General features: G+C 62.1%; 19 protein-coding genes. 2 read left to right on the forward strand and 17 right to left on the reverse strand.

What is annotated here, in order from left to right; translation table 11 throughout:
• Nucleotides 1–102: 102 nt before the first annotated feature.
• From ISP19_RS13060 to ISP19_RS13075, 4 genes are all read right to left on the reverse strand, one after another.
• Nucleotides 103–483 (reverse strand): FliO/MopB family protein, encoded by a 381-nt coding sequence (locus ISP19_RS13060; protein WP_239556775.1) that lies wholly within the window; start codon nt 481–483, stop codon nt 103–105.
• Nucleotides 484–485: 2 nt separating this feature from the next.
• Entirely contained in the window at nt 486–788 is a 303-nt protein-coding gene (fliN, locus tag ISP19_RS13065; RefSeq protein WP_239556809.1) for a flagellar motor switch protein FliN, read from the reverse strand.
• A gap of 59 nt (nt 789–847) precedes the next feature.
• Nucleotides 848–1,864 (reverse strand): flagellar motor switch protein FliM, encoded by a 1,017-nt coding sequence (fliM, locus tag ISP19_RS13070; RefSeq protein ID WP_204682822.1) that lies wholly within the window; start codon nt 1,862–1,864, stop codon nt 848–850.
• A 176-nt stretch (nt 1,865–2,040) separates the two neighbouring features.
• Nucleotides 2,041–2,538, reverse strand: coding sequence for a flagellar basal body-associated FliL family protein (locus tag ISP19_RS13075; protein ID WP_239556776.1), 498 nt, complete (start codon nt 2,536–2,538; stop codon nt 2,041–2,043).
• A 128-nt stretch (nt 2,539–2,666) separates the two neighbouring features.
• Between ISP19_RS13075 and ISP19_RS13080 the strand changes: the two genes are divergently transcribed.
• On the forward strand, nt 2,667–2,810 hold the full coding sequence (locus tag ISP19_RS13080; protein WP_204682823.1) for a hypothetical protein: 144 nt from the start codon (nt 2,667–2,669) through the stop codon (nt 2,808–2,810).
• A 4-nt stretch (nt 2,811–2,814) separates the two neighbouring features.
• Here ISP19_RS13080 and ISP19_RS13085 read toward each other — a convergent pair whose 3' ends face one another.
• From ISP19_RS13085 to ISP19_RS13120, 8 genes are all read right to left on the reverse strand, one after another.
• A complete protein-coding gene (locus ISP19_RS13085; RefSeq protein WP_204682824.1) occupies nt 2,815–4,119 on the reverse strand; it encodes a flagellar hook-length control protein FliK in 1,305 nt (434 codons plus the stop codon).
• Nucleotides 4,120–4,240: 121 nt separating this feature from the next.
• Nucleotides 4,241–4,675 carry a flagellar export protein FliJ gene (fliJ, locus tag ISP19_RS13090; RefSeq protein ID WP_204682825.1) on the reverse strand — a complete coding sequence of 145 codons (435 nt, stop codon included), beginning with the start codon at nt 4,673–4,675 and terminating at the stop codon, nt 4,241–4,243.
• A gap of 160 nt (nt 4,676–4,835) precedes the next feature.
• A complete protein-coding gene (fliI, locus tag ISP19_RS13095; protein WP_204682826.1) occupies nt 4,836–6,203 on the reverse strand; it encodes a flagellar protein export ATPase FliI in 1,368 nt (455 codons plus the stop codon).
• Entirely contained in the window at nt 6,200–6,844 is a 645-nt protein-coding gene (locus ISP19_RS13100) for a FliH/SctL family protein (protein WP_204682827.1), read from the reverse strand. Before ISP19_RS13100 ends, fliI begins: the two co-directional genes overlap by 4 nt.
• Before the next feature lie 220 nt (nt 6,845–7,064).
• Nucleotides 7,065–8,078, reverse strand: a complete 1,014-nt coding sequence (gene fliG, locus ISP19_RS13105; RefSeq protein WP_204682828.1) for a flagellar motor switch protein FliG — start codon at nt 8,076–8,078, stop codon at nt 7,065–7,067.
• Nucleotides 8,068–9,762: a flagellar basal-body MS-ring/collar protein FliF gene (gene fliF / locus ISP19_RS13110; RefSeq protein WP_204682829.1), complete on the reverse strand. Its 1,695-nt coding sequence runs from the start codon at nt 9,760–9,762 to the stop codon at nt 8,068–8,070. Before fliF ends, fliG begins: the two co-directional genes overlap by 11 nt.
• A gap of 113 nt (nt 9,763–9,875) precedes the next feature.
• On the reverse strand, nt 9,876–10,211 hold the full coding sequence (gene fliE, locus ISP19_RS13115; protein ID WP_204682830.1) for a flagellar hook-basal body complex protein FliE: 336 nt from the start codon (nt 10,209–10,211) through the stop codon (nt 9,876–9,878).
• A 36-nt stretch (nt 10,212–10,247) separates the two neighbouring features.
• Entirely contained in the window at nt 10,248–11,708 is a 1,461-nt protein-coding gene (locus ISP19_RS13120; RefSeq protein WP_204682831.1) for a sigma-54 dependent transcriptional regulator, read from the reverse strand.
• An 843-nt stretch (nt 11,709–12,551) separates the two neighbouring features.
• Here ISP19_RS13120 and ISP19_RS13125 point away from each other — a divergent pair.
• Nucleotides 12,552–14,012 (forward strand): hypothetical protein, encoded by a 1,461-nt coding sequence (locus tag ISP19_RS13125; RefSeq protein ID WP_204682832.1) that lies wholly within the window; start codon nt 12,552–12,554, stop codon nt 14,010–14,012.
• A gap of 45 nt (nt 14,013–14,057) precedes the next feature.
• Here the strand turns inward: ISP19_RS13125 and ISP19_RS13130 are convergent, their stop codons facing one another.
• The 5 genes from ISP19_RS13130 to ISP19_RS13150 all read right to left on the reverse strand — a co-directional run bounded on the left by ISP19_RS13130 (nt 14,058) and on the right by ISP19_RS13150 (nt 18,501).
• Complete coding sequence (locus ISP19_RS13130; RefSeq protein WP_204682833.1) at nt 14,058–14,645, reverse strand: PilZ domain-containing protein; 588 nt, start codon at nt 14,643–14,645, stop codon at nt 14,058–14,060.
• A gap of 178 nt (nt 14,646–14,823) precedes the next feature.
• Nucleotides 14,824–15,129, reverse strand: coding sequence for a flagellar protein FliT (locus ISP19_RS13135; RefSeq protein WP_204682834.1), 306 nt, complete (start codon nt 15,127–15,129; stop codon nt 14,824–14,826).
• Nucleotides 15,126–15,554, reverse strand: coding sequence for a flagellar export chaperone FliS (fliS, locus tag ISP19_RS13140; RefSeq protein WP_204682835.1), 429 nt, complete (start codon nt 15,552–15,554; stop codon nt 15,126–15,128). The genes ISP19_RS13135 and fliS overlap by 4 nt, the downstream gene beginning before the upstream one ends.
• A 24-nt stretch (nt 15,555–15,578) precedes the next feature.
• Nucleotides 15,579–17,066, reverse strand: a complete 1,488-nt coding sequence (gene fliD / locus ISP19_RS13145) for a flagellar filament capping protein FliD (protein WP_239556777.1) — start codon at nt 17,064–17,066, stop codon at nt 15,579–15,581.
• A 193-nt stretch (nt 17,067–17,259) separates the two neighbouring features.
• Nucleotides 17,260–18,501, reverse strand: coding sequence for a flagellin N-terminal helical domain-containing protein (locus ISP19_RS13150; RefSeq protein ID WP_204682837.1), 1,242 nt, complete (start codon nt 18,499–18,501; stop codon nt 17,260–17,262).
• Nucleotides 18,502–19,000 lie beyond the last annotated feature (499 nt).

The raw sequence follows: 19,000 nt of genomic DNA on the forward strand, positions 1-19,000 counted from the left end.
TCTTTTGCAGATCCAAGGCGCTGGATCCCGACCCCGGATCCAGTCCGGGGCAGGCTCTGCGCCGGGATGAGGGGGCGGGGCGTTTGCGCCCGATATCCATCTTCATGACTTGCGCCCCAGGCGACCCAGCAGCTCGGCGAAGGACGGCGCGGCGACCGACGCCGGTGCTTCCCCGACCGGCACGCTGCCTTCATAAACATGCAGCGCGCGCACACCACCCGCGCCCACGCCGACCAATACCCGCTTGCCGTCGGCCTCGATCAGCAGCACACGTTCGCGCGCACTGATCGCCATGCTTTCGATGCAACGCAGACGACGCCCACCGATGAACTGCCGCGATTGCAGGCGGCGCGTCAGCCAGCCCGCGGCAAAGATCAACGCCACGATCGCGCCCAGGCTCAGCATCACGCGAACCATTTCGCCAGCGACATTGATATCGGGCACGCTCGCCGTCGGCGCGCGCGCCAGCATCGCCTGGATCATGCTCACCTCAGCTTGCGCACGCGTTCGGCCGGGCTGATCACGTCGGTCAGCCGGATACCGAACTTCTCGTTGATCACTACCACTTCGCCATGCGCCACCAGCGTGCCGTTGACGAAGACATCCAGCGGCTCGCCGGCCGCGCGATCCAGTTCCACCACCGAGCCCTGGTTGAGTTGCAGCAGGTTGCGGATGCTGATGCGCGTACGACCCACTTCCATGGCCAGGGTCACCGGCACATCGAGGATCATGTCCAGGCTGACGTCGGCGCCTTCGCCGGTGCCTTCGTTCAAGGTGTCAAACTCCATGCGTTGCCCGCCGCTCTTCGACGCGCCGTTGGTGGCAGATGCGGTATCGCTGTTCTGGTTCATAGGACTTTTTCTTCGGCGAGTTCGAGGGAGGGAAGCGGTGCGCGGCGACCGGCCGCGGACTTGTAGCGCACGGCGTAATGGCCGTTGACCTGGCCGTATTGACCGCGGAATACCGGTACGTCTTCAGCAAAAACGGTGGTGACTTCGGGCAGGTTGATCGGAATGACGTCACCGATGCGCAGGCCGAGGAATTCCCCGATGTTGATTTCGGTTTCCAGCAACAGCGAACTGAGCTCGACCTCCGCATCCATCACTTCTTCGTGCAGGAAATGGATCCAGCGCTCGTCGCGCTCGCCCATGCGATCGCTCTGCACACCCGCGTCGAGCATGGTGCGGATCGGCTCGACCATCGAATAAGGCAAGGTCAGGTGGATCTCGCCGCCGCCGCCGTCGAGCTCGACGTGAAAACGCGACACGACCACGGTCTCGGTCGGGCTGACGATGTTGGCGAACTGCGGATTGATTTCCGAATTGAGGAATTCGAACTGCACGTGCATCGCCGGCGCCCAGGCTTCGGTCATCGACGCAAACACTTCGGCCAACAGGATCTGGATCACGCGATTTTCGGTCGGCGTGAAGTCGCGACCCTCGATGCGTGCGTGGTAGCGCCCGTCGCCACCAAAGAAATTGTCGATCACCGTGAACACCAGGCGCGGCTCCATCACGGTGAGCGCGGTGCCGCGCAGCGGCTTGACGCGCATCAGGTTGAGATTGCTCGGCACGGCCAGGCCATGCACGTATTCGCTGAACTTCACCATCTTCACGCCCAGCACCGACACTTCGCAGGTCTTGCGCAGCACACCGAACATGGCGGTGCGGAAGAAGCGCGCGAAACGATCGTTGATCATTTCCAGCGTCGGCAGGCGGCCGCGCACGATGCGGTCCTGCTGGGTGAAGTCGAAGTCGAACACCGTGCCGGGTGGCGGCGGTATGTCGCTTTCGGTTTCGATCTTGCCGTCGTCGACGCCGTTGAGCAGGGCGTCGATTTCTTCCTGGGAAAGCAGATCGCTCATTGGTGCCTCCAGAGCCTGCATGCGGTCTCTGAGTGACCCGCGTTGTTGTTGTGCAAATGCCAGGTGGTGGTGCGTGGCGCAGCGCTTGACTGGCTGTCAAGCCAAGCCTCGCGCCGCCGCATGGCATTTGCACGGCGGCAACGCGGGTTACTCAGAGATCGTATGCAGGCTCTCATCTACTGCATCACGAAGCTGGTGAAATACAGGGCATCGACATCCGGCTTGCCGGTTTTGTCGGACACGATCTTGCGTACGGCATCCAGCGCCTGGGCCTGCAACTTCTTCTTGCCGGCGGTATCGCTCAGGCCGGCATAGGTCTGGCTGCTGAACAGCATCACCAGCGCGTTGCGGATGACCGGGTCGCTGTCTTTCATGGCTTGCACGGCGTTCTGATCGTGCGTCATCACGGTCACGCCTACTTGCAGGTAGCGCGTGGAATCCTGGTCCTGGAAATTCACCACGAAGGCCGGATCCAGCGGCAAGTAAAGTTCCGGTTTCGCGGCCTGTGCCGCCGCGCCCGTACCGGCATGCGCCGTGCGCGGCTGTATCAGCAGATAGCCGCCGCCAGCCAACAGAACCAGCACCACGACGCCCAACACCATCAACAAACCCTTGCCACCCTTCTTCTTCGGGGCGGCGGACTCTGCTTCCTGAACACTCTCGGCGTTAGCCATGAACGACCTCAACTCCTGTGAATGCGAACATCCGCTTGCTCGGCGCAAGCTTGATCTACAGGAGTTTTAGCAAGCGGCGTGCCATCGTTCGGAATCGCATGACGGCGCGGTTTTGCTAGGTTGCCTGGGTGGCGAACGGCGTTTTATTGACGCGCGACGGGAAGCAGGCGTGGCGGTGGTGTGGTGATTCCGTCAGCGCCGATGCACAGCGCATGCAACGCCACGATCCCGACGTGGCCGGGATCGATCAGGTACGCGCGATGTTGCAGTGAGATATCAGGCGAAGGCGTCGACCAGGCCGACCGCTACCCGCGTCAGCGTTTCCGCCGTCGAGCTGTCGCCGGTGTTATCCCCGTCGGCCGATGCTTGCCCACCGGAGCCGGACGATTGCTGTTGCTGACCGGCAAATTGCTGGCCGCCATGCTGGCCCACCGTGGTGTGGCCCAGCGACAGGCCCTGCCCGCCCAGCATCTGATTGAGCTGACCCAGTCCCTGCTGCACGGCGCTGGCGGTGGCCGCATGCTGCGTCATGAAGGAAACGTCGACGCGCCCACCATGGTCCACGCTGATTTTGACGTCGAGCGGGCCCAGATCCTGCGGATTGAGGCGAATCTGCGCCTGTTTCACATCCTGCCCGCTGAGCCAGGTGACTTGCTGTCCCAGCTCTTTGGCAAAACCGGAGGAACCGACCGGCGCATTCACGCCGAGCGCATGTCCGCCTGTCGCATTCGTGCCAGTCGGTACGGCGACAGCGGCGGCATTGGCGATGCTGCTCAGCGCACTGAGATCCGGCGCCGCGCCAGCCGCGGTGTTGGTTGACGGCAACGCGCCAGCCGTCATCGAAGCGGCGTGACTGGCCGCCGACAGCGTACCGGCAAAGCTTTGCGCGCCATCACTCGTGCTTTGCGTGGCCGCCGAACTGTCACTGGTACCGCTGCTTACTGAATTGCTGCCGCTGTCATCGGCATCGTTCTTTCCGCTCTCCGCATCACTCGACTTCTGCATGTTTGCGGCGAGGTTGCCGCCCACGCTATTGGCGTTGGACTGCACCGCATTGATACCGCTCTCCTTGGTGTTGGCGCCGCCCTTGCCCCCAGACACTGCGGCCACCACCGCCGGTGGAAGCATCGGCGGCACGACACCCTGCGCCAGCTGCTGCGCGGTCTGCGCGCTGGTGGTTTGCGTGGCAGGCTTGGTACCGGATGGCGCCTTGCCGCTGCTGACGGCGTCAGCGGCCTTATCAATCAGACCCAATACCGTGCTGACCAGCGAACCGGCACTGGTCGGGATGCTGAGGCTGTCACTGCTACTGTCCGCGCTGCTGCTTTGCGTCGCGTCGGCGCCGGACGATGCCACACCCGACGCGCTGGCCTGCGCGCTGCCGGCGGCTTGCTGGTCATTGCCCTGATTGGCGTTCTGGTTCGCCGAATTCTGTGCATCATCAGACGCCGATTGCTGCTGTTGCGCGTTTTGCAGATGCGCGCCGAAAGCCGAGCTGCCGTTATGCGAACTCGGTGGCGCCGGGCTGGGAGCCGGTGCCGGGCTGACCACGGGAATGGCGGGTAACGGGCTGGCGCTCATGCTCGACACTCATTCAATAAGGAAGGCTTCGACAGATCCCGCGCCGTGCAGCCACGCAGGACTTCCGCTCGCAATACATGCCTCGTTGCAGCAAAAACCAAGCCAAGGCCGCAAGCGCCGCTCATGGCGTGCCGGCCCGGCGCGAGCGGTGCTGCATCCGCTCGTCCACTTCCGCTTGTTCCAGACGCTGCTCGCGCTGCTGCTCCTGCTGGCGAAAGCGCTCCACCACGTTATCCAGCGCGTTTTCGCGGGCATGCGCCTGCAGCCAGCGCTGGCGCGCGGCCTCCACCTGGCGCTGCAACCGCTCGATCAGCCGCTCCTGCTGGACGATGGCCTGGTCGATGCGTTCGACGAATTGTTGACGGTTGAGCAGCGCACTGACCGTCATGCCACCGTCGCCAAGGCGGTAATCGCGCCGGTACCGCCGGAGCTCCTCCAACTGCTGCTCAGCACCGGCAAGCTTTTGCTGCTGCTCGGCCATGCGCTGCAAGGCGTCTTTCTGGCGGCGCTGCGCCTGATCCACCGCTGGCTGTAGTCGCTCCGAGCGAGACGTCATGAGAGCGCCTTAAGAGAGAGTGGAGAGGAGTGAGAAGTGAGAGTGGCGAGCTCGGGGGCTGAAGCCTTCGGGAAAGCCCCTGCGGAGCCAACCTGACTCAAGGGCTTTTCAGAGTGCTGCGGGCTGTCAAGCTTTTCTCTCACTTCTCACTCCTCTCCACTCACTTCTCGTCCTTCCCTACGAGTTCCGCCAGGCGCTCCTGCGCCGAGCGCAGCGCCATCGGCTCATCGACCTCCTGCTGGAGGAAGCGGGCCAGGCGTGGCCACATGGCGATGGCCTGGTCGACTTGCGGATCCGAGCCTTTTTGATAGGCGCCGACCGCGATCAGGTCTTTACGCTGGCTGTAGGCCGAATAGATCTGCCGGAAGCGCTGCGCGGCGCGCATCTGTTCCTTGCTGACTACGGCGGGCATGACACGGCTGATCGAGGCCTCAATATCGATGGCGGGGTAATGGCCGGCTTCGGCCAAATCACGCGACAACACGATATGGCCGTCCAGAATCGCACGCGACGCGTCGGCGATAGGATCATGGCGATGGTCATCGCCTTCGGTGAGCACGGTGTAGAACGCGGTGATTGAACCGCGCCCTTCCGCATCGTTGCCGGCGCGCTCGACCAGCGCGGGCAGCAAGGCGAAGACCGAGGGCGGATAACCCTTGGTCGCCGGCGGCTCGCCGATCGCCAACGCAATCTCGCGCTGGGCTTGTGCATAACGCGTCAACGAATCCATCAACAGCAACACGCGCTGGCCGCGATCACGGAACCACTCGGCGATCGCCGTGGCGTATTGCGCACCGCGCAGACGCTTCAAGGGCGGTGCGTCGGCCGGCGCGGCGACGATCACGGCGCGCTCGCGCCCTTCATGGCCCAGCGTCTGCTCGACGAATTCCTTTACTTCGCGGCCGCGCTCGCCAATCAGCCCGACCACCACCACGTCAGCATCGGTGTAACGCGTCATCATGCCGAGCAAAGTGGATTTGCCCACGCCGGAACCGGCGAACAGGCCGATACGCTGGCCACGGCCAACGGTCAGCAAGGCATTGATCGCGCGCACGCCGGTATCCAGCGGGGTGTCGATCGGTTTGCGCGCCATCGGGTTGATCGGTTCGCGCTTGAGTGCGGCGTGACTGTCCGCACCGAGCGGACCTTCGCCATCCAGCGGCACACCGTCTGCGCCTACGACGCGTCCCAGCAAAGCTTCACCGACCGGCAAGCCGCCGATACGCGAGCAAGGCCGCACGCGTGCATTGGGCAACACGCCATGCATTTCGGTGACCGGCATCAACAACAGGCGTTCGTCGGCAAAACCGACCACTTCGGTATCCAGCTGCGTGCCATCGGCCGCATCGACCAGACAGCGTGAACCCAGCGGCGCTTCGCAGCCTTCGGCCTCCAGCGTGAGTCCGACCACGCGGCGCAGACGTCCTTCCACGGTCAACATCGACGCGGCATGCGCACGCTGCGCACGGCGTGCCAGCTGCTGTCGCCAGCGTTGCTGCCGTGCCTGCGTCGCCGCTTCGGGGTTCACGCAGAAACCTCTTCTTCGCCGTCATCCAGATCGTCGCCCAACACGGCATCGACGACAGCCGCAAGCCGCGTCGAGACACGCGCATCGAGGCGCGAACGTTGGCTTTCCAGCACGCAGTCGCCACGGTTTAAGGCGGGATTCGCGCCAAAACGCCAATGGGTTTCCGCCGCACCAAGCTGATGCAGCAGGTCCAGGTCGCCGGGATTGACCCACACACGCAACTCGCGCGTGGCGGAAGGCAAGGCCGCCGCGGCCTGACGCACAGTCAGCTCGATCAACGAGGGATCGAGCTGCAGTTCGCGGCCGACTACGCGTTGCGCGATGACCGTGGCAAGCAAGGCCAGCTCACGCTCGGTGGCATCGTCGAACTGGATCAGCGGACGCGCGGCAGCGGCGCAGATGGCATCGAATCGCGCCAGGCGTTCGTCCAGTTCCTGTTTCGCGGCGGCACGGCCTTCGGCAAGTCCGGCGGCGTAGCCTTCTTCGCGTGCCTGGCGTTCGATTTCCTCGAGTTCGAAAATAGTGGGGCCTGGCGGTGCAGCGGGCTCCGGATCAGGTTCCGCGGCAGGCGCGGCGCCGACGATGGGTGGTTCCCAGCGGTCGTAGATGGAGATGGTTTCGCGGGAGAGGACGCCGGGCATCAGTGCACCTCACGCTCAAAATTAAACTCCCTCTCCCCGGAGGGGAGAGGGGCGGGGTGAGGGGGCAACCTCGCGGCAGACTTTGTTGCTGCGCTGGAGATCGAGAAGGCACCACAACATGAGCGTGGAGTGCGAGGCAAGCGCGGCCCCTCACCCCGACCCTCTCCCCGAAGGGGAGAGGGAGATTTGGTTTGAGGGAGCTGGAAAGTAACGCTCGCCATCACACAAACTCATCGCCGCTGGCGGTAAGGCTGATCTGCCCCGCATCCGCCAGCTTGCGTGCAATGCCGAGCACTTCTTTCTGTGCGGCATCCACTTCGCTGAGCTTGACCGGGCCTTTCACTTCCAGGTCGTCGCGCAGCATGTCGGCGGCGCGCTTGGACATGTTGGCGAAGATCTTTTCGCGCACAGCCGGTTCCGAACCCTTCAACGCCACGATCAGGCGCGCCGACGGCACTTCGCGCAACAGTGTCTGCATGCTGCGGTCGTCGAGCTCTGCGAGATCTTCGAACACGAACATCAGCTCTTCGATCTTGTTGCTGAGGCTGGCGTCCTGGCTGCGGATGGCGCTCATCAGCTCGGTTTCGCGCGAGGTTTCCATCGCATTGAGGATGTTCGCCGCCGCCTTCAGACCCCCGACGGTGGCGGACTTGAGCTTGGACGAGGTGCCGGAGAATTGGCGCTCCATAATCTCGTCCAGTTCATTCAGCGCCTGCGGCTGTACACCGTCGAGGTTGGCGATGCGCATCACCGCATCGCTGCGCGTGCGTGCCGGCAGGTAGCCGATCACCTCGGCAGCCTGGTCGGGTTCCAGATGCGCCAGCACCAACGCGATGATCTGCGGATGTTCCATGCCGATCATCTCGGCAATGGCGCGGCTTTCCATCCACTTCAGCGATTCCAGCCCCTTGGTGGAGCGGCCGAGCAGGATGCGGTCGATCAGGCTGCCGGCCTTGGTTTCGCCCAACGCGTTGACCAGCATCTTGCGAATGTATTCCTCGGTGCCGACGCCAAGCGCCGTCTGACGGCCGATGTCGTCGTTGAGGCGGTTGAGCACGACCTCGACCTGATCGCGCGAAACATTGGTCAATGTCGCCATTGCCGTGCCGACGGCTTGCACGTCGCGCGCGCTCAGGTGCTTGAGCACTTCAGCCGCATCCTGTTCGCCGAGCGTCAGCAACAGGATGGCCGCGCGCTGTGCGCCGCTGAGAAGACTGCCTTGCTCAGCCGCCATCGTCGCCTACCCAGTTCATCACAACCTGTGCCACTTGCTTGGGGTTTTCCTGCACGAGCTTGCGCGCCAGACCGATCTTCTGCTCGTACGCCATGCTCTGAATCTGTGGTGAGGTGATGCGCACCTTGTCTTCGCGTTCGTCGCGATCGTCGTCGTTGATGCGCACCGACACGGTGGGGATCGGGCCGGCCAGCGCCGGCATCGGTTCCGGCGCGCGCAACAGGCCCTTGAGCATTGGCTTCAACAGACCGAAGGCAATCAGCAGCGCAATCAGGATGCCGGCGCCTTGCTTGATCAGGTCGAGCATGCCCGGGCGCTGCCAGAACGGCTCGCTCACCGGCGTATCGTCGACCGGCGGAGCGGAGAACGCCTGATTGATCACGCTGACGCTGTCACCGCGTTGCGCGTCGAAGCCCACGACATTCTTGGTGAGATCGGTCAGGTGTTGCAGTTCCTGCGTGGTGAGCGGAATGCTCTTGCCCTTGCCATCCGGCGCGGGCATGTTGTCGACCACCACGGCTACGGTCAGACGCACCAGGCGGCCGGCTGGATCGCTTACATGACTGATGGTGCGACCCAGTTCGTAGTTGCGCGTGGAGCTGGATGAGCTGTCGGTCGGGGTGTTCTTGGAAGTGTTCGCCGCAGTCGCCGTCGTGGGATTCGCCGCCGGGGGCGTACCGGCATTCGGCTTGGCGGCAGTCGGTTGTGCGACCGTGTTCGGCGGCTGGTTGCTAAGCGCACCGGCAACGCCGCCGGCCGCGTCGTCCTGCTTCTGTTCGGTGCTGGTTTGTTCGCTGCGCAGAGCCGGGTTGGCGCTGTCGTAGCTTTCGCTGGCTTTTTCAGTCTGGCTGAAATCCAGATCGACATCGACCTGTGCACGCACGCGTCCTTGTCCGACCAGCGGGGTCAGCAGGTCTTCGATGCGTTGCGCGTAGCTGTTTTCCATGCGCGTCGCCAGGCGCATGCGCGTATCGCCTACCGCGCCGGGACTGTCGGGATCGGAATTGGTCAACAAATTGCCTTGCTGATCGACTACCGACACCTGCGTGGGATCCAGGTCCGGCACGCTGGACGAGACCAGGTGCACGATGGCGGCGACCTGGCTGCTGTCGAGCTGGCGGCCCGGATAAAGCGTCAACAGCACCGAGGCGCTGGCCGGGTGGTTATCGCGGATAAAGGCCGACGGCTTGGGCAAGGCCAGGTGCACGCGTGCGGCACGCACGAATTGCAGACCGGCGATGGTGTTGCCCAGATCGGTTTCGAGCATTTCCTGGTAGTGCGTGCTTTCGGCCAGATCGCTCATGCCGAACGGCGAATCGCTCTGCGGCATGGTGGCCCCGGCGGTGCTGCCTTGCGGCAGGCCCTGGCTGGCCAGACGCAGGCGGGTGTCCGCCAGCACATCGGCGGGTACGGAAATCGACGCGCCGTCCGCACCAAGGCGGTACGGGGTGTTGCTGGTCTGCAAGGCCTGGGTGACCGCGGCCGCATCTTTCGGATCGAGTCCCGCATACAGCAAGGCGAAGTTGGGACCGCGGGACCACAACACGATCGCCACGCCCAAGGCCACGGCTGCCGCAACGCCGACCAGCAAGAGCAGCAAACGCGTCATCGGATTGCTCAACAGACTCTTGAGCGAGTCCATGCGCGTCGCGTTGTTGGTGGTGGCTACCGTGTTTTCGGCCATGGCTTTCTAGGAGTGAGGGGAGAGGAGTGAGAAGTGAGAGACGATGAGCAACGGCAAAGGCAAAAGTGTTCGATCTCCTGTTTCTCGCTCCCCTCGCTTGACCTTGCGCTCTTTTACACGGGCATGTTCATGATCGTGGTGTATGCATCCGTGAGCTTGTTGCGGATTTCGACCAGGCCACGGAATGCCAGGTCCGCTTTCTGGCCGGCAATCGATGTCTTGACGATGTCGGCACCCGGATCGCCACGGTCGAAAGCATCGGACTGCGCCTGCGCTTCGTTCTGCTGCGAGGCCACGGCATTGATGGATTGCTTGAACAGGGTGCTGAAATCCACGTTCGGCGCGGCACCCGAGGCGGATGACGGCGCTGCGGTGGGCAATGCTCCGCTTGCTTGCGCACCAAGGGCACGCATCTGGGAGAGCACACTGTTGACGTCAAACTGGCTCATGTCGGTTTTCCAACGCTTGATAGGCTTTGAGGTGCTTCAAGCAACGGCCGTGCCACTCTGCGCAGACGCATCGTTGGCGCGGGCGCACGACTGCAAACCGTACTTGCGCAGTTTTTCGACCAGCGTGGTGCGCTGCATGTGCAGCAGTTTCGCCGCGTGCGCCACTACACCGTCGGTGATGTCGAGCGCCTGGCGGATCAGGCCTACTTCGATATCGGCGAGATGATCCTTCAGATCGACGCCGCCTTCGGGCAACAGTACTTCGGTATCCAGCGCGGAACGGCCTTGCACCGGCGCGGGCTTGGCCTGGCCGTCCAGCATGGCGCGCAGGATGCCGCCGCCGGCTTCATCGATCGGCTGCATGCCGCGATATTTTTCCGGCAGGTCGCCCGCACGCACCTCACTGTTGGGATAGAGGATCGCCAGCCGCTCGACCAGGTTGGACAGCTCGCGCACATTGCCCGGCCAGGTGTGCTGGCGCAGCGCCTGCATCGCGCTGCTGCTAAAGCGCACGGTATTGAGTCCGCGGCGCTGCAGGCGCTGGTTGAATTCGTTGATCAGCTCCGGCATGTCATCCAAATGCTCGCGCAGGGCGGGCATCTCCAGCGGGAACACGCTGAGGCGATAGTAAAGGTCTTCGCGGAAGCGGCCTTCAGCGGTGGCCACTTCAAGATTGCGGTGGGTGGCGGCAATGATGCGCACGTCGCAACGTTGCGTACGGTTGCTGCCGACGCGCTCGTACATGCGTTCTTGCAGCACGCGCAGCAGCTTCACTTGCATCGGCAGGCTCATGTCACCGATTTCGTCGAGGAACAGGGTGCCGCCCTCGGCCATTTCAAAGCGGCCTTTGCGGGTGCTGATGGCGCCGGTGAACGCGCCCTTTTCATGTCCGAACAACTCGCTTTCCAGCAGCTCGGCGGGAATCGCGCCGCAGTTGATCGCCACGAAGGGCTTGTCGCGACGCGGAGAGCAATCGTGGATGGCCCGCGCCACCATCTCTTTGCCGGTACCGGATTCGCCCAGTACCAGCACGCTGGAATCAAACGGAGAAACCTGACGGATCAATGCATTGACGCGCCCCATGGCGGTGGAGCCGCCGACCAGGCGCAGGGGTGCGGCGCTCGGCGCCACCCGCGGCGTCGGCGCGCGGCGCACGGCCTCAGCCAGGCGCTCGTAGCGGAGTGGGAAATCCAGCACTTCCAGCTGCGCGGCATAGGGCGAGCCGCCCTGGGTCATGCGTGACAGTTGCGGTGAATCGGCCCCGACCAGCACCAGCAGCTGGTCCGGCGGCATGTCGAGCGAGGCCAGGGCCTGTTCGCAAAGTTCGTCGTCTTCGATCCCCCCAACGTAGACCGCACGCCAATCGTGCGTGATCGAATCGGACGGTTGCGAAGCATCCCAACGCTGAGGGATGTAACCCATGAATTGCAGCGCCGAAGTAATGATATCGGCGCGAGTCCCGTTTGATTCGATAATGAGTACGTTGCTGTTTGGCATGAGCGAGTCCTGCTGCGTTACGACCACTGCTGTCGAACAACGACGATTCCCCGTCCCAAGTCGCGTTGCCCCCTGTGTGTCAGCTATCCGTCGTGACACGTGTGTCCACGCAGCAAGAAGAACGCCAAGAAGTTGGTGTTCCGTCGCGTCACTCCGCCTGTTTCGTGACGCACTTCGCGCTCCATATCTCGATGGATGCACAGATTTGGCGGATCAAAGAACCGTCAGTTATCAAGGGTTTAGATCGAGCAGATCGACCGCTCGCCAAGCCGGTTCAGGCGTCAAGCCAACCGTTTGCATACGTATGCGAGGCAAAAACTTGTCACTTTGGATATCCGATTGCGTGATGTGAATCACACTCTGTTCTTGATACCCGACACATTGTCCGCCGAGGCCGTCAAACGAGCCTCTGCCACTTTTCGGCGGTGGTGACAAAAAACGAAACGTTCCAACCCATCCTCGACCAATTCATTCACATCGCAAAAATAAACGAACGCATGGTCGTCGCTCTGTTGGCATCCAAACCGTGATGCATGCCCATGCGGCAGAGCGCGGCGAGTGTCGGCACAGGATCACGTCAGCAATGAATCGCCTCCTAGGAGAGAGGAACTCCTAGGAGAGAGGAACTAGGAGTGAGTAATGAGAGAAAGGCAGCCGTGGGTCTTTTGCTTTTCTCTCACTACTCACTCCTCTCCACTCACTCCTCGTCCGTCAGCCACTTTCAGCAAGACGTTGATCTTGCTGCCACGGCGTGCGCCATGAAGGGGGTGTTGCCGAAGTAACACCTTGTTACGGCACGGCATTGTGAGAATCGATGGCTGATGTTGATTGCAGGAACCATTGATGTCTTCCATCACCAACGACCTGTCGCCGCTCATACCGGCCGCCACCGCCCCTTCCATTGCCGGGCCCAAGGAATCCTCGCCGGGCATACGCCCGTATTCGATCATACCCACCGCCCCCTTCGACGATGGCGTGCATGCTTACGCCCAAACCTCGGGTCATGATCGAACAAAGAGAGATACCGGATCCAACAGCAAAAGCTACTGGAACCATGAGAACGGCGCAGATACTCATACCGATGGGGACGGCACCGTCGTTGCCCGAACACCGATCCAATCACCTGTCGGCATCCGCACAGACTATTCGAACTACAGCCTCGATGAATTCCTAGGTCAATTGGGCACCTCCCTCAAAGACCCATTTGGGGAACTTGCCAAACAAATTGTGACCGTTGACGGCGGCTCCCCCGAGAAGATCGACCAGGCAAAACAAATCGGGTCGCAGATCACGAATGTCTTATCACTCGGCACTGGCCCCAAGGGCGCCATCCTGCAAGCGATAGGGGGCACCCTGGTTGGACTGCAGAACACAGCCAAGGGTAGACCCTTAACCGTTGACGACCTGCAAGATTTATCTCAGCAGCTGAAGACGGCGCTAAAAAGCCCTGCAGCTCAGCCGGACAAATCATCCGGCCCCCAGGACTCGCCCGTATCCCAGGAAAAGGAAAAGAAAGAAGTCAAAGCGGGGAGCGACACGTCGAACACCACAGATCCATCAACGTCGTTTCCAGACATGCAAAACGTTCAATTCAATGGAAAGGAGTATTTCGCCGCTAACGCGCCCGACACGGCCGACGGATTTTATCTGCTGCGCATGCCAAACCCGGAAAAGTCATCGGAGCTGGTCAGCAGTGGAATTATCGCCAAGCCGGACGAGGCGGGAAACTGGCGGCGACGAGGGGTCGAAGGTGGCGGCCCCGTATTCTCAAAGCAGCTTGCATTTTCGGACCAGACCACCCCGCAAGAGGCGCAGAAACTTGTCGACAGTACTCAATCAATAAACTACGTGGGCGGTGACAAGGGCTATGTCTATAAGGGCATGGTCTTTCGTGGAGATATGCGCCCGCGGGAAGTGATTTTCCAAGATGGATTCAAATTACGCACGCCGATTACCGACATCAACCAAGTCAATGGTTTTCGCGGCGGATTTGGCGGTGGCAAAGATGCGTTGGATCCCGACGGCATGGGCATATCCACCTCGGCATTTTACCAACGCGCCGGAGCGGGAGCTTTTTATTACGGAGGAAACAAGGGTGGGCACACCTTTGTTATCGACGGAAGAAATCTGGAAGGCTTTCACCTTTATGCGAACCGTCATTTGCAGGAGCATCCTGGTGATACGCGGATAAAATTACTGCCATGGGAAATCAATTACGGTACAGATATCCCCGGCACGTCCGTGGTCGGCGCCTTCGATAAAGCGGGGAAATTCACGCCCAATCCAAATTACAAAGGGAATTAGGATGCTCTGATCCATTCCATGCAGAGGGAATTCGACATTGATGCGTCACGCTCTGTTCTTGCCGCCCGACACGCTTTCCGTCGCGGCGGTCAAGCGAGCCTCGGCCACTTTTCGGCGGTGGTGGCAAAAAACGAAACGTTCCAAGCCATCCTCCACCAATTCATTCACATCGCAAAAATAAACGAACGCATGGCCATCGTTCAATTTGCGACCGAGCCGGGACGGAAGCTCCAGTGGCAGTGCACGGCAGGTGTCGACATGCAGTCGCACCAGCAGCGATTGGTCGGAAACGAGCAGGCTTTCCGGCAGCACGATGCCTGCCGCATTGAAACGGACCGGGTGACGCGCCGGCAGCATGGAAACCGGCACCAACAGGCGGTCGACGATGTCGAGCAAGACATTGATCTTGCTATCCATGCGCTGCAATTCCAGCATGATGGGGTCATCGACATCCATGCCGTTTTCGCTGCGGCGCTCGTCCAGTGAGGCCAGCGTGCGCAGGATATGCAGATTGCGCTCGTTGTAGCGCGCGATGGCGTCGGGCGCGGCATCGAAGGCGTCGACCGCCACGTGCATGCCGCCTTCGAACGCCATCCGCTCGTTGAATTGCTGCCATTTTTCATCGGTGTGCATGAATCTGCTCCTTGCGCCGCCGTGACGGAATACCGGCGGCACGTGTTGCTTCATTCACAACGCGTGCCACGGCGGCGGCCCTGGGCGACAACGGTTCTTGCCTGCCGCAAGCATGCTATCTGCGCAGCGTTCTGGCGATAGTTTCCCCATGCTTTACCGTCGCGCCGGCAACGGTGCCTTATACCGAGGAGGAAATGTAAGAGCGCAGCGCTCGATGGTTATGTTGGTGCTGATCCAGTTTTTGCTTCAGCGCAGCACGAGCGATGCCGGCATGCGCCTTCAGGGTCTGGTTGTGCGTGAGCATGGTCGCGATGACCTGGCGATCATCGCCGGTCAGCGGACCGGCTTGGCGCCGCTGCAGCTGGCGATGCCGTTCGGCATCGAGCTGGCTGACGCGATCCCAATTGTTGCCGGCGGCGGCATCGAGCATTTCGATGGTGATCTGCAAGGCACGCTGCAGGTCGACGCTGGCCGCCTGCTTCATGGCTCGCTGACCTGGACGCGGCCTTGTTCGGCCAGGTATTCGCCGCGGATGGCATGCCAGGCTTCGCGAATCGGGGCGATCAGGCGCTCGCTTTCATCCAATGCGCGCAGATCATCACGCAACTGGGCGTGGATCAGGCGGCGGCTGATGTAGTCGTAGAGCGCGTCCAGCCGACCGGTGAGCGTCGGTTCGATGCTGTGGTTCAGACTGCGGCGCAGCTCGTTGATGATGCCGATGGCCTTGGCGAAGGCGTGGCCCTTGGCGGGTATGTCCTTGTGGATGATATGGCCCCGGGCCTGGTGGATCCGGTCGACCAATCCATCCAATAACATGGCGATCAACTGGTGACGGTCAGCGCCCTCGACGCTGCCCTGCGCCTTGGTCTGGCTATACAGCGTGCTTGCATTACGCATCGCGTAGCTCATGGTGCTTGGTCCTTTCTCCCTAAATTAGCTACTGCTGCTGGTGCTCTGCTTCTCGAGATCGGTCAGATAGGAGCTGGTGTTGTTGAGCGAGGTCATCAGCGTGTCCAGATTGGTGTATTGCTGGACAAGCTGCTGCTGATACGTGGCCATGCGCGCGGTGAGCGCCGACTGCTGGGTCGCCAGGTTGCTCACATCCGAGTTCAGATCGTTGATCCGTGTCTGCAGGATGCCGGAGCTGCTGTTGTAGTTGGTGACCAGGCTGCTCAACTGCGTGGCGATGCCGTTAGTGCTGGCGAACAGGTTCTGCACCGCCGATGGATTGCTGCTGAGGTCGTTGCTGAGCGTCTCGCTATTCAGCGACAGGCTGCCGTCTTGATTGCGCGTAATCCCCAGCGTGGCCAGGTTGCCGATGCTGTTGCCGTTGAGGGTGGTGCCGATCACCTGCGAGATCTGATTCTGGATCGCCTGCAGCGTCGGGTCGCCGAGCAGCACGCCCGCCTGGCCGGTGCTGGCGGTGTAACTGGAGAGCTCGCCCACTTCGCTGTTGTAGGTGTTGTAAGCCGTGACGAAGTCGTTGACCGCCTGGGTGATCGGCGCGGTGCTTTGCGAGACCGTCAGAGTCGACGTACCGGTGGAGGTCAGATTCAACGTGACACCGGTCAGCGCACCGCTCACATTGTCGGTGGGGCTGGTGACCGGAATGCCGTCCACGGTGAGCTCGGCATTGGCCGCCGCGGTGCTGGGTGTACTGAGCTGACTCGCCAACGCCGCGACCCCGCTGCTGCTGCCGCTGGCGGCGCTGATGCTGTAGGCGTTGGCGGTGCCGGTCTGGCTGGAGGTAAGCACCAACTGGTCGCCGTTGGAGCCGGCCACCACGGATGCCGTGACGCCCAGGCCGCCGCTGGTGGCAGCGCTGTTGATATCCGTGGCGATGCTTTCCAGCGTATCCGAGGACGACACCGGAACATTGATCGTGCTGCTGCCGATGCTGATATTCAACGAACCGGTGCCGACCGTGGCGCCACTGCCGTAAGCGCTGCTGATGCCCGTCTCCGCTGCGGCAAGTTGAGTGACGTCCACGGAATAGGTGCCGGGAGATGCGTCAGGCAGCGTAGTGGCCGTGCCGACGCCGCTGGCCGAGGTGCTATTGGCCGAAAACGCCGCCGTGTAGGTCTGATAAGTCGTACTGGAGGTCAGCTCGGACAAGGCGGACTGCAGGCCCGTGAGCGCGGTTTGCAGCGCGGTCAGGCCAGCGACCTGCCCGTTGTCTTCGTTGGTTTGATTGGTGATCTGCGCCTGCGGGCCGGCTTCGGCCGCGTTCACCAGCGCGGTGATGATCGAGCTCACATCCAGGCCCGAGCCCAGGCCCAGCGAACTCAGGATGCCGGTACCGGCAATGTTCGCCACGTCCGAACCGCTGCTGCTCGACGACGAAGTGCTGCTGGAGGACGAACCGGTAATCGCGCTGGAAATCGCGCTTGAGCTACTTCCAACGCTTGAAATGCTGCTCATGTCAGACCTCGCAAAATCACCCTGCCGAATGCGGCGGCTTCGCCGCATGCCGTCAAGCTGCCGGTAAAACGCTTACGTCTGGTCAACGCTTTACCTGCCGCTCGCGTAAGTTTTCTGGCGGCCAACTCGCCGCCAGAACCCTTTTAAGCAAAATCCCGGCCATGGCGATTCCGCCATGGCCGGTGGTACTTCATCAGTTACCCAGCAGCTTGAGGATGTTCTGCGGTTCGGAGTTGGCCGTGGACAGCACCGAGATACCCGCCTGCTGTAGCACCTGCGCCTGACTGAGCACCGCGGTTTCTGCGGCGTAGTCGGTGTCCTGAATCGACGACTGCGACGAGGTCAGGTTGGTTTGCTGCGCGCTCAGCGTGGAGATGTCGGACTGGAAGCGGTCCTGCACCGCACCGAAGGTGCTGGCCAGCGTGCTGACCTGAGCCAGAGCCGCATCGACGCTGGAGATCAGCTGGTTGGCATCGTCCACCGTCAAAACGTCGCCACCCGAGAGCGAACCGCTGGCGTCGATGGTTGAACCGTCGGTATAGGCGGTACCCGCGGTGATGGCGGTGGTGCCAGAGGCGCCCTCTGTAACCGTGGCGCCGGACGTGAGGTTGCTGAAGCTGCCACTAGCGGCAGACGCCGCCGAGGCGCCGGTGACGGCCCCGCCGGATACCGCCAGCTCGCCGGTGGAGTAGATGTTGATACCGCCGCTGGCATTCACCGCCGCGCTCACGCCATCGATGCCCGCCGCGTTGATCGCGTCGACCACGTCCTGCGCGCTCGAGGCCGTGCCGCCGGTGAACGTATACGCACTGCCGTCGGCACCGGTGATCGCCAGACCACTGAGGCTGATCGAAGCGCCGGTACCGCCGGTGGAATTCAGGAACGCACCGCTGATATCACCGGTGGAGATTTCCGAGATCTGACCCAGCTGGCCGGTGGTGGCGCCCTGGCCGAGCTGCACGTCAATCGCCTGGCCGACGTTGGCGCCGACCTGGAACGACAGGGTGCTGGACGAGCCATTCAGCACATTGATGCCGTTGAAGCTGGTCTGATTGGCAATGGTGTTGATCTGCGACAGGTACTGCTGAACCGTCGTGTTGATCGCCTGGCGGTCAGATGCCTGGTACGTACCGTTGGCCGCCTGCACGGCCAGGTCGCGGATCGACTGCAGGTTGGAAGTGATCTGGCTCAACGCCGAACCCGCGGTCTGCGACAGGTTGATGGCGTCGGTGGCGTTCTGGCTGGCCTGGCTCAGGCCGCCGATCTGGGTCTGGAAGTTCTGGACGATCGCATAACCGGCAGCGTTGTCGGCTGCGGTATTGATCTTCAGACCCGAGGACAAGTCTTCGGTGGCGGTGCTCAGCTGGTTGGACGAAGTCGTCAGGTTGTTCTGAGCTTGCAGCGAAGAAACGTTGGTATTGAGAACGAGTGACATGGAAGTCTCCTGGAACCGGTAAGTTTGTACTCATGCCGGCGGGGTCCAGTAACTGCTGTGCCGACCGCCTCGGAGACTTTTTCGGCGTCGCACGCGAATACTTAAGCGCATCCGAGGCAAAAAAATTGAGCACAGGCAACGAGATGGATCACAAAAATGTGATGCAGTGTGCCTAAAGGTTTCGCCGCGACTGCCGATGCGACATCGCTTAGGTGATGCTTTAGACGAAATCCGCATGCGGCACCGCGAGTCCGCATTTACTCCCTGTCCCCTCCGGGGAGAGAGCCTGCCCCGGACTTGATCCGGGGTTGGGGTGAAGGGCCAATCTCGCGACGAGCCTGCAAAGAAACATCGAGGAAGCTGTGAAGATCGCAGCAAGCGCAGCCCCTCACCCCAGCCCTCTCCCCGGAGGGGAGAGGGAGCTAAAGCGGAACTGGCAAACACAGCGGCGCAAGCGCGGCAAATCTCCCGTCGACCGCAAACACCCACGCCCATTGGC

It is taken from the genome of Dyella flava (assembly GCF_016904955.1).
GTDB lineage: Bacteria > Pseudomonadota > Gammaproteobacteria > Xanthomonadales > Rhodanobacteraceae > Dyella_B > Dyella_B flava.

What these genes read in the sequence shown, in the direction of transcription:
- fliN (WP_239556809.1), bottom strand. Translation starts at nt 788, where the DNA reads ATGGAGTTTGACACCTTGAACGAAGGCACCGGCGAAGGCGCCGACGTC.
- ISP19_RS13130 (WP_204682833.1), bottom strand. Translation starts at nt 14,645, where the DNA reads ATGCACACCGATGAAAAATGGCAGCAATTCAACGAGCGGATGGCGTTC.
- ISP19_RS13085 (WP_204682824.1), bottom strand. Translation starts at nt 4,119, where the DNA reads ATGAGCGCCAGCCCGTTACCCGCCATTCCCGTGGTCAGCCCGGCACCG.
- fliF (WP_204682829.1), bottom strand. Translation starts at nt 9,762, where the DNA reads ATGGCCGAAAACACGGTAGCCACCACCAACAACGCGACGCGCATGGAC.
- ISP19_RS13120 (WP_204682831.1), bottom strand. Translation starts at nt 11,708, where the DNA reads ATGCCAAACAGCAACGTACTCATTATCGAATCAAACGGGACTCGCGCC.
- ISP19_RS13150 (WP_204682837.1), bottom strand. Translation starts at nt 18,501, where the DNA reads ATGTCACTCGTTCTCAATACCAACGTTTCTTCGCTGCAAGCTCAGAAC.
- ISP19_RS13125 (WP_204682832.1), top strand. Translation starts at nt 12,552, where the DNA reads ATGTCTTCCATCACCAACGACCTGTCGCCGCTCATACCGGCCGCCACC.
- fliJ (WP_204682825.1), bottom strand. Translation starts at nt 4,675, where the DNA reads ATGACGTCTCGCTCGGAGCGACTACAGCCAGCGGTGGATCAGGCGCAG.
- fliE (WP_204682830.1), bottom strand. Translation starts at nt 10,211, where the DNA reads ATGAGCCAGTTTGACGTCAACAGTGTGCTCTCCCAGATGCGTGCCCTT.
- fliD (WP_239556777.1), bottom strand. Translation starts at nt 17,066, where the DNA reads ATGAGCAGCATTTCAAGCGTTGGAAGTAGCTCAAGCGCGATTTCCAGC.
- ISP19_RS13135 (WP_204682834.1), bottom strand. Translation starts at nt 15,129, where the DNA reads ATGAAGCAGGCGGCCAGCGTCGACCTGCAGCGTGCCTTGCAGATCACC.
- fliM (WP_204682822.1), bottom strand. Translation starts at nt 1,864, where the DNA reads ATGAGCGATCTGCTTTCCCAGGAAGAAATCGACGCCCTGCTCAACGGC.
- ISP19_RS13100 (WP_204682827.1), bottom strand. Translation starts at nt 6,844, where the DNA reads ATGCCCGGCGTCCTCTCCCGCGAAACCATCTCCATCTACGACCGCTGG.
- ISP19_RS13075 (WP_239556776.1), bottom strand. Translation starts at nt 2,538, where the DNA reads ATGGCTAACGCCGAGAGTGTTCAGGAAGCAGAGTCCGCCGCCCCGAAG.
- fliS (WP_204682835.1), bottom strand. Translation starts at nt 15,554, where the DNA reads ATGAGCTACGCGATGCGTAATGCAAGCACGCTGTATAGCCAGACCAAG.
- fliG (WP_204682828.1), bottom strand. Translation starts at nt 8,078, where the DNA reads ATGGCGGCTGAGCAAGGCAGTCTTCTCAGCGGCGCACAGCGCGCGGCC.
- ISP19_RS13060 (WP_239556775.1), bottom strand. Translation starts at nt 483, where the DNA reads ATGATCCAGGCGATGCTGGCGCGCGCGCCGACGGCGAGCGTGCCCGAT.